Below are 14932 nucleotides of genomic sequence, written 5' to 3' on the forward strand. Positions count from 1 at the left end.
CGCCGGCCCTCGCACCGGCGAAGGGCCGCCGCTCCGCGCCCGGAGCCCCCTCCGAGCACACATCCATGGGTCGTCCCTGCCTGACTCCAGGGCCCATCTCGAGATCTCGCGAGATCCGCGACTCCTGACGTCCCTCTGTCGGCGGTTCAGGTCTTGCTCACTCACGACCGTCGACGGGCGATCGCCGGCGCGCGGCGCCCGGACACGATGCGCCGCACGGAGCGGCGATGCCGGAGGAGGTCGATCCAATGCAGCTCGCGCGAAGCCAATCTCCAGCTCTTCTCGCCGCGTTCGCGGCGGTCTTCCTCGCTGTCGGGAGCCTCCTTGCTTTGCCGGGCTACACGCTCACCGGCACGGGCGTCCGCGTGAGGACCATCGGCGTGCTCCACGTCGATGTCTATCGGATCAGCCATTACATGGAGCAGCTCCCTGCCACCCGGTCCAAGGACGCCGTCATCGACATGGACACGGGGAAGAAGTTCGTCTGGACGATGCTCCGCGACGTCGACCGCGCGAGCATCGTCAAGGCGCTGCGGGACGCCTATGCGTTGAACCGATACACGGACACACCGAAGATCGAGAGGTTCGTGGCGGCGTTCGCGGGAGACCTCAAGGCGGGAGCGGAGGTCACCATCGCGTACGACCCGCGCGCGAAGGCGACCACCGTCACGGTCGCCGGCGGCGGGACGGCGACCGTGGCAGGCGTCGATTTCATGAAGGCCACCTGGCGGATCTGGCTGGGCAAGATCGATCAGCCCACGCTGAGCGACGAGCTCATCGCCCGGCTCCGCTGAGGCAGGCGAGCCGCTGTCAGTCCGACGGCTTGTCGCGCACCACGAGCACCGACCGGTTCGTGTGGTTCACGACCTTCGCTGCCGTCGTGCCGAGCACCTTGTCGATGCCCGAGTAGCCGTGCGACCCGATGACGATGAGATCCGCGTTCTCCTCGTCGGCCGTCCGGCAGATGACCTCCCAGGCGACGCCGACGTGGATCACGACCTTCGCGAGGAGCTCGGGCGGCACGTCGCGCGCGAGCTCCAAGAGCTCCTCGCGGTCGCTCCGCTCCAGGATCTCGGGGACGCGGGTCGGCGACTCGTTCAACGCCTCCGCGGGCAGGCTGTGGTGCAGCCCGATCGCGCGCACGAGCACGAGCTTGCCGCCGAGCTTCTGCGCGAGATCGACGCCCTCCGCGAGGACGAGCGATGCCTTGGGGGAGCTGTCCAGTGCAACGAGGATGGTCCGGGGGTGCTTGAGACTCATGGCGTCCGCCTTTCGTGCGGTGACGTACCGCACCTTCTTTAGCCGACCTGGCGCCGGGCGCGCAGCGCATCGCTCGGCGGAGCGGCGGCGCCTCCGCGCCTCCGCGCCTCCGCGCCGGCCCGCGCCGACCGCGCCGACCGCCGCGGACGGTGCGTCCAGCGTCGATCAGGCGCGGATCGTCACGCCATGGCCCCGGTCGTCCGTGAGGATCTCGAACGCCGCGCGCCGCGCCGTCGTCAGGGTCTCGATCCCGACCTCGCGGCCCAGGCTCTTCCGCCGCAGGGTGACGGTGCAGGCCCCGATCTTGGTGTTCAGGCAATGCTTCACGCCGCCAGGAGGGTTCCTGTAGGCCAGGCCCACGAAATCGCCGGCGGACGCGGAGATCTGCCCCTCGACGCTCAGCCGATCGGTCTCCGTCCGGAAGCGCCAGGTGAAGTAGTCGAACGAGGCGTCGGCGCGGAGCGACTGGACGAGCGAGCTGAGCGCGATCTCCTCGCCGCGGTGCCGGAGGACCAGCGGCGTCATGTTCGGCGTCCAGAACGGCCCGACCTTCAGCCGGGCCGTGGCGACCTCGAGGAAGCTGTCCGGGTGGCTGTCGAACCCGGCGACCTGCCCCCAGGCGTACAGGTCCGTGTGCTTCGTCCCCCAGTTGTGGTTCTGGCTGCCCACCCACCCCGAGACGTCGACCCCGCGCCCGGCGACGCGGAGGAGGCCGCTGTAGACGGCCATCGGCGCGCCGACCAGCGCCTTCGCCTTCGGCAGCGGGGCGCCGTAGAGGGCCTCCGGGAGCAGCAGGAGGGGCTCCCCGCCGCCCTCGTAGGCGAGGTCCCAGGTGATGGCGTCCTCCCCCTCGCCCGCCGCGCCGGTGAGCCTGCCGAGGCTCAGCCGGGCGCCGTCGATGGCGACCGCCAGGCTGTCGCGGGCGAACGAGCAGCGCCCGACGAACGGGACCTCGCGCTTGGCGACCACGTGGCGCCCCGACTCGCCGTCGAAGTAGACCGCCCAGAGCTCACCCTCCGCGGCCTCGGGCCGCCCGGCCGGGCTGAACAGCGTGTACCGGATCCAGAAGGCGAGCGGCCGCGTCGGGTGGTTCGCGCGCTGGAAGAAGCTCTCGTAGAAGCCGCCCCGCTGCCCCGGCCGGTAACGCGCGTGGTTCGCCCGCTCCCGGATCGTCCTCACCTTCGCGACCACCATCGAGCCCCTCGCTCCTCCAGCCTAGTGCGCCCGCTTCGACCCGCCGCTGAGAAGATCGCCGATGACCCGCTCCAGATCGTCGAGCGAGATCGGCTTCGCGATCTTCGGGTTGTCCACGCGCTCCACGAACTCCCGCGCGCTCGGCGTGAAGGCGCCGCCGGACATGAAGGCCATCTTCGGCAAGAGCTGCGGGAACCGCTCGCCGATCTCGTCGTACAGGGCCATCCCGCTCATCTGCGGCATCAGCAGATCGCAGACGATCGCGTCGATCCGGCCGCCGCGGTCCCGCAGGAGGTCGAGCGCCTCGTGGCCGCTCTTCGCCACGAGCACCTCGTGCCGCTCCTCGAACGCGCGCGCGAAGGCGTTGAGCAGCATCGGCTCGTCGTCGATGAACAGGATCGTCCCGCGCGACGACGCGCGCGGCGGCTCCGGCGGCGGCCGCGGCGCGGGCAGATCCGTGGGGTTGAGGCCGGTCAGGCGGATCGTGAAGACGGTCCCGACGCCGGGCGTGCTCGACACCGTCATCGTGCCGTGCTGCTCCTCGACGATGTTGCGCGACACCCAGAGCCCGATGCCCGGGCGCGCGCTCTCTTCCTTCGTCGTGAAGAACGGGTCGAAGATCCGCTCGACGACCTCCGGGGCCATCCCGCGCGCGTTGTCCTCCACCTCGACGTGGTGGACCCCCGCGTCGAAGCGCGTCGTCACGCGCACCATGTTCTCGTCGCGGGAGCGCTTCGGCATCGCCTGCGCCGCGTTGATGAACAGGTTCACGAACACCTGCGAGAGCTTGCCCGGATAGCCGACGAACGGCGGCATCTCGCCGTAGCTGCGCTCGATGCGGCAGAGCTGGCTGAGCTGCGGGCCCGTCATGCGCAGCGCGAGCTCGATCACGTCGACGAGATCGACCCGCTCGGGCTTGCGCTCGCTGCTGCTCGAGAAGAGGTTGAGGTCCGTCACGATGTCCCGCATCCGCTCGACGCCGGCGAGCGCCTCGTGGCACGAGCGATCGATGAGGTCGATGGCGCGCAGCAGATCCTCGTACGAGCCCGAGGCGACCGGGCGCGCCGCCGAGACGAGCTTGTGCGCCCCGCTCCGGATCTGCTCGAGGTTCGCCATCACCCACGCCATGGGGTTGTTGAGCTCGTGCGCGACGCTCGCCGCGACCTGGCCGATCGAGGAGAGCTTCTCGCTGTGGAGGATCTGCGCGCGGCGCGCGACCTCCTCGGTGACGTCGCGCATGAGCGCGAGCGAGGCGTCCTCGCCGTAGAGCCGCGTGATCCGGACCGTCATCACCTTGGTCAGGCCGGCGCGCGTCCCGCAGCGGATGGTGGCCTCCCGCGGCGCCTCGGCCCGCGAGGCCGACAGCACGAGCGTGCGCAGGGCCGGCACGTCCGCCGCGACCGCGAGCGCGGTGATCGGCCGGCCGATCCACGCCTGCCGCGAGTGCCCGAAGAGCGCCTCGAAGCGCACGTTCAGCCGCGTCAGCATGCCCTCCTGGTCGATCGTCGCGAGGACGTCGGACGAGAGCTCGACGATCTCCCGGTAGCGCTCCTCGGAGGCGAACAGCGAGCGCTGGGCGTACGCCTCGGCGAAGCGGTGCTCGAACTGGAGCAGCAGCGCGTCGACGGCGCGGAGCACGTCGATCGAGGACGAGCCGCCGGCCTCGGCGTCGTCGTGCGTCGTGTCGAGGACGCCCGCGACCGCGGTGCGGAACTCGGACGCGGCGATCAGCGGAGCGCTGATGGAGTACCCGGTCGCGTAGCGCTGCTCGACCAGGAGCGTGATGAACTCGTCGAGCAGCGTCTCGCTGCCGTCCTCGAGGATCCTGGTGAACGCGGCGAGCCAGGAGCGCACGTTCTCCGTGACCTCGCCCACGGGCCGATCGGTGTACCGGCCCCGCTCCGGCGGCAGCGCCAGCACGTTCTCGATCCAGTCGTCGATGAGCTCGTCCTTGTGCCGCTTGCAGAGGTCGAGCAGCCGCCGGCGCGCGAGCGCCATCGACGTCTCCGCGTTGGTCGGCGGCCCGTGGATCTGCGAGCGCCGCTCGCCGTCCCCGACCTGCGAGCGCCGCTCGCCGTCCCCCCCGCCGCGCGCGCCCCGCGAGTCCGGGACCTGCGAGCGCCGCTCGCCGTCCCCCCCGCCGCGCGCGCCCCGCGAGTCCGGGACCTGCGAGCGCCGCTCGCCGTCCCCCCCGTTGTGCGCGCTCTTCGCTTCCGGAAGCTCACGCTTGGCTTCCTCGTCCGCTGCCATCGCTGTTACCTGCCGCGGAGGACCTCGCAGCCCATGAACGCACGGAGCGGCTCCGGCACGACCACCGTGCCGTCCGCCTGCTGGTACTGCTCGAGGATCGCGATGACCGTCCGCCCCACCGCGAGCGCCGACCCGTTCATCGTGTGGACGAGCCGCGGCTTCGCCTTCGGCTCCGGCCGGTAGCGGATCTGGGCGCGGCGCGCCTGGAAGTCGCCGAAGTTCGAGCAGCTCGAGATCTCGCGGTACACCCCCTGGCCGGGCAGCCACACCTCGAGATCGTACGTCTTCTGCGAGCCGAAGCCGAGATCGCCGGTGCAGAGCGCCGACACCCGGTAGTGCAGGCCGAGCCGCTTCAGGACCTCCTCCGCGTGCGCGGTGAGCAGCTCGTGCTGGCGGGCGGAGTCCTCCGGCGCCGAGAACCGCACGAGCTCGACCTTGTCGAACTGGTGCTGCCGGATGAGCCCGCGGACGTCGCGCCCGTGGCTGCCCGCCTCGCTGCGGAAGCACGGCGTGTAGGCCGCGTAGGCGATCGGGAGCGACGCGCCGTCCAGGATCTCGTCGGCGTGGAGGTTCGTGACCGGGACCTCGGCCGTCGGGATGAGGTACAGGTCGTACGCCCTGTCCGGGTCGCTCTTCTGCGTCTTGAACAGGTCCTCGGCGAACTTGGGCAGGTTGCCCGTGCCGAACAGCGCCGTGTCCTTGACGAGGAAGGGCGGCAGCACCTCGAGGTAGCCCTGCTCGCGCGTGTGCAGGTCGAGCATGAACGAGATGAGCGCCCGCTCGAGGCGGGCGGCGGCGCCCATCAGCACGGTGAAGCGCGCCCCCGAGAGCTTCGCCGCGCGCTCGAAGTCGAGGAGGCCGAGGGCCGTGCCGATGTCCCAGTGCGACTTCGGCGCGAACGAGAAGCTCGGCTTCTCGCCCCACGCCCGGACGACCACGTTGCCCTCCTCCCCCGCGCCCACGGGCACCGACGGGTCCGGCAGGTTGGGCACGACGGAGAGCAGCTCGGTCATCCGCTTCTCGAGCTCGGAGACGACCTGCTCGGCCTCCTTGATCCGCGTCGACAGGGCCTTCAGCTCGTCGCGCTTCTGCGCGAACTCGGGCGATTTCTTGTCGAGGCGCGCCATCGCGTCGTTCGCCGCGTTGCGCTCCGCCTGCCACCGCTCGAGCTCCTGGATGTTGGACCGCCTCGCGCTCACCGTGGAGGCGAAGTCGTCTCCGAGGCTGGCGGCGGCGGCGGGCGAGCGCAGGGCGAGCGCCGCGCGCACCTCATCGAGGTGCTCCGCGACGTAGCGAGGATCGAGCATACCCCAGGGTTTAGCCGAAGCCCGCACGCGCGTCAGCAGCCGCGACGCGCCGCTCCCGGGATGGGCCCCCTCCCGCGCTCCCCGCCAGACGCTCGGCGGGGAGCGGCGCGCAGGGAGGCGCTAGGCGCTGGCGCCCAGGCTGCGCAGCACGAACTGGAGGATGCCGCCGTGCTGGTAGTAGTCGACCTCGTTCGGTGTATCGATGCGCGCGGTGACGGTGAAGGTCTTCTTCGCCCCGCCTTCCCCGGTCACGACGACGTTGAGCTTCTTGCCCGGCGTGAGGTCCTCCGAGATGCCGCCGATCTCGAACACCTCGCGCCCCGTGAGGCCGAGGGTGGACGCGTCCTCGCCCGGCGCGAACTCGAGCGGGAGCACGCCCATGCCGACCAGGTTCGACCGGTGGATGCGCTCGAAGCTCTTCGCGATGACCGCGCGCACGCCGAGCAGCTTGGTCCCCTTGGCCGCCCAGTCGCGCGACGACCCGGTGCCGTACTCGGCGCCGGCGATCACGAGCAGCGGCACGCCCTCGGCCTTGTACTGCATGGCCGCGTCGTAGATCGTGGTCTTCTCGCCGTCGGGCAGGTGCACCGTGATCCCGCCTTCCTCGCCGGGGCGAAGGGCGTTCTTGAGGCGGATGTTCGCGAACGTGCCGCGCATCATCACCTCGTGGTTGCCGCGGCGGGCGCCGTACGAGTTGAAGTCGGCGGGCGCGACGCCGTGCTCGACCAGGTACTTCGCGGCGGGGCTGTTCTTGGCGATGTTGCCGGCCGGGGAGATGTGGTCGGTCGTCACCGAGTCGCCGAGCAGCGCGAGCACGCGCGCGGCCCGGATGTCGGTGAGCGGCGCCGGCTCCTTCGACAGCCCCTCGAAGAACGGCGGCCTGCGCACGTAGGTCGAGCCCTCGTCCCACACGAACGTCTGGCCGCCCGGGACCGAGAGCTTCTGCCACTCCTCGTCGCCCGCGAAGACGTTCTCGTACTGCACCTGGAACTGCTCGGGCCGCACGGCCGTCCGGATCGCCTCGCTGACCTCGGCCGAGCTCGGCCAGATGTCCTTGAGGTACACCGGCTCGCCGTTGCGATCCGTGCCGACCGGCTCCTTGAAGAGGTCGGCGTCGACGTCGCCGCGCAGCGCGTACGCGACGACGAGCGGCGGAGAGGCGAGGAAGTTCATCCGCACGTGCTGGTTGATGCGGCCCTCGAAGTTGCGGTTGCCCGAGAGGACGCTCGCCACGACGAGATCGTTGTTGCGGATCGTGTCGCCGATCACGTCCGGCAGCGGCCCGGAGTTGCCGATGCAGGTCGTGCAGCCGTAGCCGACCAGGTGGAAGCCGAGCGCCTCGAGGTACGGCAGGAGCCCCGCCTGGCGCAGGTAGTCGGTGACGACCTTCGACCCGGGGGCGAGCGACGTCTTCACCCACGGCTTCACCGTGAGCCCGCGCTCGACGGCCTTCTTCGCGAGCAGGCCCGCGCCCAGCATGACCGCCGGGTTCGACGTGTTGGTGCAGGACGTGATGGCGGCGATCACGACCGAGCCGTGGCGCAGCGTGTAGCGCGTGTCGCCCTCGGTGATCTCCGCCGGGCGCATCACCTTCTCGAGCGCGGGGACGCGCGCGGCGGCGTGGCCGGCCCCCTCCTCGAGGAACGCCTTGACGGCGGGCGCGTCGGCGGCGGCGAACTCCTTCTCGAGCATGCCCTGGAGCGAGGCGCGGAAGGCGCGCTTCGCGTCGCGCAGCGGGATGCGGTCCTGCGGCCGCTTCGGGCCGGCGATCGACGGCACCACGTCGCCGAGGTCGAGCGAGAGGGTGTCGCTGAAGACGGGGTCCGGGGTGCTGTCCGTGCGGAACAGCCCCTGCTCCTTGTAGTAGGCCTCGACGAGCGCGACGAGCTGCGCGGGCCGGCCGGTGAAGCGCAGGTACGCGATCGTCTCGTCGTCGACGGGGAAGAAGCCGATCGTGGCGCCGTACTCGGGCGCCATGTTGGCGATCGTGGCGCGGTCCGGGAGCGAGAGCGCGCTCAGGCCGGGGCCGTAGAACTCCACGAATTTCCCGACCACCTTCTTCTGCCGCAGCATCTGCGTCACCGTGAGGACGAGATCGGTCGCGGTCGCGCCCTCGGGCAGGCTGCCGTGGAGCTTGAAGCCCACGACCTCGGGGATGAGCATCGAGAGCGGCTGGCCGAGCATCGCCGCCTCGGCCTCGATGCCGCCGACGCCCCAGCCGACGACCCCGAGCCCGTTGATCATCGTGGTGTGCGAGTCGGTGCCGACGAGCGTATCCGGATAGACCAGCGAGCCCTGCCGCATGACGGCGCCCGCGAGGTACTCCAGGTTGATCTGGTGGCAGATGCCCTGGTCGGGCGGCACCACGCGGAAGTTCGTGAACGCCTGCGCTCCCCAGCGGAGGAACGCGTAGCGCTCCACGTTGCGCTCGAACTCGAGCGCCGCGTTCACCTTCACGGCCGTCGAGGACGCAAACCGGTCGACCTGGACCGAGTGGTCGATCACGAGGTCGACGGGCTGGAGCGGGTTGATCTTGAGCGAGTCGCCGCCGAGCTTCGCGAGCGCCTCGCGCATGGCGGCGAGATCGACCACGGCGGGCACGCCGGTGAAGTCCTGGAGCAGCACGCGCGCGGGGTGGAACGCGATCTCCTGCGAAGGGCGGGCCTTCGGGTCCCAGTTGAGGACGGCCTCCACGTGGTCCTTGCGCACGACGCGCCCGTCCTCGTGGCGGAGGAGGTTCTCCAGGAGGATGCGGAGCGAGAAGGGGAGCTTGTCGATCGACGCGCCGCCTTGCGCCAGCGAGGTGAGCTTGTAGTAGGTGTATGTTTCGGCTTGAACCGTCAGCGTGCTCTTGGTGCCAAAGCTGTCGACCATGCGGCCTCCTCCAACGTCCGGAGCGCCCTTGTAGGCGCCCCGAAGCCGCTAATCTAGTCCTATGTGCGCGCGCTTCACCCTCGCCGTGCCGGACTTTGCGACCCTCCTGGCAATGCTCGAGCCGTCCTCGGGCGCGGGCCGCACGGCTCGGTCGATTGCCGCTGACCCGGAGATGGCGGCGAGGTTTCGGCCTCGTTTCAACATCGCACCTGCGACCGTCCACCCGGTGCTGCGCGCGCGGGACGGCCGGCGCGCGCTGGTGGCGGCGACCTGGGGCTTCGTGGCGCGTTTCGCCAGGGGCGGCGCCGGGCCTTCGCTCCTGGCCAACGCGCGCGCCGAGAGCGCGCGGGCGAAGCCGACGTTCCGCGAGGCGTTCGCGGCGCGCCGCTGCGTGGTGCCGGCGGACGGCTTCTACGAGTGGACCGGGCCCAAGGGCGCGCGGCGGCCCACCTGGTTCCACCCCGCGGAGGGCGGGCTGCTCCGCCTGGCGGGGCTGTACCAGCCGGCGAAGGACCCCGGCACGGGCGAGCCCGACGTCCGGTTCACGATCCTGACCACCGAGGCGAACGCCGACGTCGCGCCGATCCACGACCGCATGCCGGTCCTGCTGGGCCCCGGGGACGTGGACCTCTGGCTCGGCCTCGACGAAGGCGCGGACGCGGATCGGGCCGAGGCGCTGCTCCGGCCGGCGCCTCGCGGCGCCCTCGCGGCGCGCGCCGTCTCGCCGCGGGTCAACTCGGTCGCGCACGACGACCCCGCCCTGCTGCAGGAGCTCGCGGTGGAGGCCGCTGCCCCGAAGGCCGGCGGTACGCTTCCGCTGTTCGATCTCGACGGCGGCGCGAGGCCCGCCGTCCCCTCCGGCCGGACCTCGCGCCGCTGAGCTGCGGCGACGTGCGTCGATGTGCGCTGGCCAGCGTGCGACGCTCAGCGCGCGGAGGCGTTGCTCGTGCGACCGCCCTTGCGGCCTGTGCGGCTGGTCTTCGCCGGTCGGCTCGCCTTGCGCGCGGGCGCGGCTCGCCCGGTCTTCGCGGGCGCCGTGGCCGCTGTCTTCTTCCGTCCGGTCGCGGTGGTGCGGCGCCCCTTCTGCGCGCCCCGCGCCGGCTCGGCGCGCTGCGTCGACGCGCGCTTCGCGGGTGGACGCTTGGCCGCCGCCTTGCGCGCCGACGGCTTCGCCGCGCGCGCGCGGCGGCCGGCGGTGGCGGGCATGCTCTTCGCGACGTTCCGAGCGAGGAGCGCCTCCACGTCGCTCTCGCGCACCTGGCCGAAGCGCGCCTCCAGGCGGCCGCCGAGCTCCTCGAGGCGCGCGGCGCCCATGGCGCTCTCGACCTGAGGGAAGAGCTCCTTCTCCTCCTCCTCGACGTGGTGCTGCACGAGCTCCTTCAGCACGCCGAGCCTGGCGTGAAAGGTTTCGTCACCCGGCTCGGTGCTGAGCAATTTCTGCAACATGACGTCGACGAGCGCGTGCTCCTCGTACGAGGTCGCGATCAGGGGGGAGGCGCCGAGCGCCTCCCGGCTCTCGGGGTAGAAGAGCTCCTCCTCGATGGCCGTGTGGCTCACGAGGGTCGCCACGAGCTCGTCGCGGAGCGCGCTGATCTCCTCGCTGCCAGCCTGCGACATGCGCTCGAAGAGCTCCTCGACTTCCTGGTGCTGCTCCTTCAATAGGTCGGTCGCCTTCATGCGGGGACTCCTCTCACGGAAAGATGAAGCGCCGTCGAGGCGCTTGGTCTGTGCGGTATGCGGGTCTCCGCGCGTGCGCGAAGCATGCCAGGCGAGAGGGGCGCGCGAAGCGAGCGCACGACGCGCACGCGCGGGCGCGGGCGTACGTCGATCGGCCAACCGCGCGGGGGCCTCGCGGCGCGCGCGACGCGGGGCGTGCTGCCCCGCAGCGAGGCATCGTGGCGCCGCTGGAGCGTGATCGCGCGCGGCCTGCGCGATGTCGCGGACGCCTCCGCCCGCGCAGGGCGCCGGCGCGCCGCCGGGCGCCGTCAGCGGGCTTTCCTCGGCTCGCGCGCGCGGGCGCAGGTCGATCGCGCGGGCCTCAGTTCGCGCCCCATACGTTGAGCACGGCCGCCGTCTCCGCGTCGATCGTGGCCGGCTCCCGTTGCGCCGCGGGCGCGCGCACGGACAGGTCGAACGTCACGGTGCGCCGGAAGAGCGACACGGTGGCGAGGGGCATCACCTCGCGACGGTTGAAGGCGCAGGTCGGGTCCACGTCGAGGTCGCAGAGAAAGGGGGGAACGCCGAGGCGACCCGAAAGCACGAGGTTGCCCCAGCGGGTGGAGTAACGATCGCCGAGGGCGGCGATCTGGGGGCCGCGCTCGACGCCCTCGAGGCCGGAGGCGACCGCCGCCAGATCCTTGCCGAGCGGCTTGCGGGCGAACGAGAGGCCGAGGGCGGCGACCGCCGTGCGCGCGACGTCGATGATCTCGGTCGGGGCGACGACGCGCTGGCCGGCGTACAGATCGCCGGGAAAGTGGACATAAAGCGGGAGCGTCAGGACGGGCTCCTGGAGGTCCATGCCCTCGCCGTAGAGCACGGCGTCGGAGCGCCCGCTGGCCAGATCGCCGGTCACGATGAAGAGGGTCTCGTCCCACAGGCCGGCGGACTTGAGGGTCCCGATGAGGTTGCCGAGGGCGCGGTCCTGGCCGGCGAGGGCGATGGAGAAGAGGTCGCGGATCCGGTCGCGATCCTCGGGGCTGAGCACGTCGCGGCGCCGGCCCCTCAGCCTGGCCAGCACCTGGGCGGCGCGGCGCGGCTCGACGGGGCCGGCGTACTCGGCGGGCTTGAGGGCGTTCAGCTCCTTCGGGCTGACCTCCCAGGGCGGATGTCCGCCGCGCGCGTGGACGAACGCGAGGAGGCGGTTGGAAGCGTCCTGGCGGACGGTCTCGTTGATCCAGGCGGCGGCGGCGTCGATCGGGGTGGTGGCCGGCTCGCCGCTCGTCGGGGGGTGCTCGAGGACCCGGGACCAGCCGGGTCCGAAGCCGAACGCCCGGAACGTGGTGGGGACGCCGGTGAAGAACCCGGTGCGGATGCTGCTGTCGCTCGCGATGGCGCCGATGGTGGTGACGCGGGCGGGGAGGCGGGCCCCGGCGTCGGCGACGGTATGGGCCGGCGGCGGAAGGCCGGTGAGCAGCGACGCGGCCACGGCGGACACGACCGTGCTCGGCCCGCGGTGGTGATCGAACGTCGTCGCGGACCTCGCGAGCTCCGAGAGCGTGGCGAGGTGCGGCTCCGGACGACCGCTCCAGGGGGGCAGATCGGGCCGCTCGACCCCGTTCAGGGCGACGATCACGACGGCGCGCGCCGGGGGCACGGACGGAGGCGGCTCCGGCGATCCGGCGAGGACGGGGTCGCCGAAGAGGATGCGCCCGCCGCGGGCCGCGGCGGCGGCGCGGAGCTCGAGGGAGATGAGGGACCCGGCGAAGGGCGCGAGCGGCAGCTCGACGTCGGTCCAGGTCGCCTTGTCGCCGCCCTCGACGTGGACGCGATGGATCACGAGGGGCTCCTGGCCGTCGCGGAGGACGCGGATCTCGGCGTCGCCGTCTCCCGCGCCCAGCACGCCGATGGAGGTGTGGAGGCGGGTCACCGTGGAGGGGCGAAAGGCGCAGCGGACCGCGCCCGGCGCGCGCAGCGCGATGGACCGGTGGGGGACGCCCGACAGCGCGGCGGCGGGCGAGACGACGTCGCGCAGGGTCGGGGGGCCGTACGTGGCCGGGTCCTCGTCCGGGATGCCCACGCGCACCCAGTCGACGTCGGCGAACGACTCCCCCTCGCGGAGCCGGCCGGAGAACTGGAGCGTGAGGGTGTGCAGGCCGGGGTCGGCGGGGAGCGTGGTGGTCGGGGTCGAGGCGATGCGGATCTGGTCGCGCTGGAGGCGGAGCGTGCCGAGCAGCTGGTCGTCCAGGGAGACGGTGGCGTACCTGGAGGTGAGCCCGACGGCCCGGGCGGACACGAAGATGGGGCTCGCGGACGGCAGGACGAACGTGAGCTTGATCCGCCGCTGCGAGATCCGCGCCCAGGTGGATCCATTGTGCTCGATCGCCCGGATGCCGGTGGGCACGGTCCCTTGCCACGCGAAGCGGCCGATGAGCGTGCCCGCGCCGGTATCGAACAGGAGCCCTCGGTGCTCGAGATCGCAGCTCGGCAGCTCGTCGATGAGGTGCACGGCGTCGCGCGCCGGCGGCGGAGGCGGCGCCTCCGGGCTCGCGGACGCCGCGGCCGGGGCGTCCGAAGGCAGATCGCGGGTCGACGTCTCGCACCCGGTGCAACCGGGGAAGAGCGCGGCCGCGGCGGAGGCGAGCGCGAGCGCGGCGGAGGGATGGCGGGGTCGGATCACGCGGGCGCGCACGGGGCGTGCTCTACCACGAGCGGGAGCCCTGGGCGGCCGGTGTCATCGGACCGTCGGTGGTGTCGCTCACGCGGCCGATCGTGAGACCCTGCTGGGGATGCCCCAATCGGCATCGGCCCATCCCCCACCCCGCGCGGCGAACACCCTTGGATCCTGAGCTGCGCCGGAGACGCTGCGGCGGAGGACGTGTACCGTTCTCCTCGCGAGGTGCGGCCGCACACCCTGCCGCCTGGCGCGCCGCCTGAGCGGCCGACGAGCGAGGAGAGCATGAGCGAAGTCGATTTCGCGTTCGCATGGGAAGGTGCCCTCGAGGCGATCGGCGCCTGGGCTCACCTCCAGGTCGTCGAGCTCCGCGGCACCGAGGCCCTCTCGCGCCCCTACCGCTATGAGATCATCCTCTTCGCGCGCGAGCCGGCGCCCGACGTCGATCCCGAGGAGCTCATCCAGGCGCGGGCCACCTTGCGCATCGTCACGGGCGCCGAGCCCCCCGTCCGCCTCGTCCATGGCATCGTCGCGGAGGCCGAGGAGCTCGGCTCGGTCCAGGACGGCACGCTCTACCGGGTCGTCCTCGTCCCCCCGCTCGCGCGCGCCGCGTACCGCACGCGCTGCCGCGTGTTCCTCGAGAAGACCACCCGTCAGATCATCGACGCTGTCCTCCAGGGCGACCCCCAGCTCCGCCGTGACGACGGCGCCACAGCGCCGACCGCCGACGTCGAGCACGTCTTCAGCCCGGCCCGCGAGCTCTTTGCCTGGCGCGTCGTAGACACCTCGCGCGTCGACCAGGTCGCGGCCCGCCCCTACTGCGTCCAGTACAACGAGAGCGATCTCGCCTTCGTCGCGCGCCTGCTCGAAGAGGAGGGTATCGCGTACCACTTCGAGCACGGCCATGGCGTCTGCCTCCTGGTCCTCTCCGACTCCGACGCGGGCCGCGCCCGCCTCGATCCTTTCGCTCCCCTCGGCCCCAACATCGCTGGCCGCGCCGTCACCGGCATGAAGCTCGGCGCCCGCCTCCGCCCCCGCAAGGTTTCGCTCGCCGACTACAACTGGAAGAACCCCGCCCTCGACATGGCCGTCGCCGCGCCCGCCAGGCCTGGCGCGGCCGAGCTCGTCGATCATGCCTATCCCGGCCGTTACCCTGACACCCCCGATCAGGGCCGCCCCCTCGCCGCCGCCCGCCTGGATCGCCTCGGTGTCGAGGCCAGCTACGGCGTCGGCGAGGGCCCCTGCCGCGTCCTCGCGGCCGGATCCATCTTTGCGCTGGAGAGCCTCAAGCCCCGCCATGCGGGGGAGTACCTCGTGACCCAGCTCGACGTCCGCGCCCGACAGGAGGGCGTCCTGGCGCCCTCCGCGCGCTCTGCCCTCCCGCAGAACGCCACGCTCGACGGGCCGTATGCTGCCACGTTCGAGTGCGCCCGTCGCGGCAAGGAGGGCGCCGTCGCCGAGTCCCGCTTCCGCCCGGCCCGCGTCACCCCGAAGCCCGGCATTCACGGCACCCAGACAGCCTTCGTTACGGCCGAGCCTGACGCCCAGGGCGCCGAGATCAACGTCGGCGGTCCTCCTGGGGCGGAGATCGGGTGCGTGCGGGTGAAGTTCCACTGGGATAACGAGACAGACCGTCACGCCAAGGAACCGACGTCCTGCTGGGTCCGGGTCAGCCAGGTCTTCGCCGGCGCCGGGGAGGGCGGCGTCTAGCACCCGC

The 14932-nt window shown here is 72.1% G+C and carries 10 protein-coding genes; 3 read left to right on the top strand and 7 right to left on the bottom strand.

The window, feature by feature from the left end; genetic code table 11:
* Positions 1 to 248 precede the first annotated feature (248 nt).
* The gene (locus WMF27_RS40835) at positions 249 to 794 is read left to right on the top strand and encodes a chalcone isomerase family protein (protein WP_437763491.1); all 546 of its coding nucleotides are present in this window, start codon (positions 249 to 251) and stop codon (positions 792 to 794) included.
* 16 nt (positions 795 to 810) lie between these two features.
* On the opposite strand, the gene WMF27_RS40840 is transcribed toward WMF27_RS40835, so the two are convergent.
* The 5 genes from WMF27_RS40840 to acnA all read right to left on the bottom strand — a co-directional run bounded on the left by WMF27_RS40840 (position 811) and on the right by acnA (position 8885).
* Positions 811 to 1260, bottom strand: coding sequence for a universal stress protein (locus tag WMF27_RS40840; protein WP_437763490.1), 450 nt, complete (start codon positions 1258 to 1260; stop codon positions 811 to 813).
* Positions 1261 to 1425: 165 nt separating this feature from the next.
* Positions 1426 to 2454: a hypothetical protein gene (locus tag WMF27_RS40845; RefSeq protein WP_437763489.1), complete on the bottom strand. Its 1029-nt coding sequence runs from the start codon at positions 2452 to 2454 to the stop codon at positions 1426 to 1428.
* A gap of 21 nt (positions 2455 to 2475) precedes the next feature.
* Positions 2476 to 4704 (bottom strand): ATP-binding protein, encoded by a 2229-nt coding sequence (locus tag WMF27_RS40850; RefSeq protein WP_437763488.1) that lies wholly within the window; start codon positions 4702 to 4704, stop codon positions 2476 to 2478.
* A 5-nt stretch (positions 4705 to 4709) separates the two neighbouring features.
* Positions 4710 to 6011 carry a serine--tRNA ligase gene (gene serS / locus WMF27_RS40855; protein ID WP_437763487.1) on the bottom strand — a complete coding sequence of 434 codons (1302 nt, stop codon included), beginning with the start codon at positions 6009 to 6011 and terminating at the stop codon, positions 4710 to 4712.
* A gap of 120 nt (positions 6012 to 6131) precedes the next feature.
* Positions 6132 to 8885 (bottom strand): aconitate hydratase AcnA, encoded by a 2754-nt coding sequence (acnA, locus tag WMF27_RS40860; protein WP_437763486.1) that lies wholly within the window; start codon positions 8883 to 8885, stop codon positions 6132 to 6134.
* A gap of 61 nt (positions 8886 to 8946) precedes the next feature.
* Here acnA and WMF27_RS40865 point away from each other — a divergent pair, with 61 nt between their 5' ends.
* Positions 8947 to 9765, top strand: a complete 819-nt coding sequence (locus tag WMF27_RS40865; protein ID WP_437763485.1) for an SOS response-associated peptidase — start codon at positions 8947 to 8949, stop codon at positions 9763 to 9765.
* A gap of 44 nt (positions 9766 to 9809) precedes the next feature.
* On the opposite strand, the gene WMF27_RS40870 is transcribed toward WMF27_RS40865, so the two are convergent.
* Positions 9810 to 10562 (bottom strand): hemerythrin domain-containing protein, encoded by a 753-nt coding sequence (locus tag WMF27_RS40870; protein WP_437763484.1) that lies wholly within the window; start codon positions 10560 to 10562, stop codon positions 9810 to 9812.
* A gap of 361 nt (positions 10563 to 10923) precedes the next feature.
* Positions 10924 to 13233 carry a sulfatase-like hydrolase/transferase gene (locus WMF27_RS40875; RefSeq protein ID WP_437763483.1) on the bottom strand — a complete coding sequence of 770 codons (2310 nt, stop codon included), beginning with the start codon at positions 13231 to 13233 and terminating at the stop codon, positions 10924 to 10926.
* A gap of 267 nt (positions 13234 to 13500) precedes the next feature.
* Here WMF27_RS40875 and WMF27_RS40880 point away from each other — a divergent pair, with 267 nt between their 5' ends.
* Positions 13501 to 14925 carry a type VI secretion system Vgr family protein gene (locus WMF27_RS40880; RefSeq protein ID WP_437763482.1) on the top strand — a complete coding sequence of 475 codons (1425 nt, stop codon included), beginning with the start codon at positions 13501 to 13503 and terminating at the stop codon, positions 14923 to 14925.
* The last annotated feature ends 7 nt before the right edge of the window (positions 14926 to 14932 follow it).

This window comes from Sorangium sp. So ce281 (genome assembly GCF_051527395.1).
Taxonomy (GTDB): Bacteria; Myxococcota_A; Polyangia; order Polyangiales; family Polyangiaceae; genus Sorangium; species Sorangium cellulosum_B.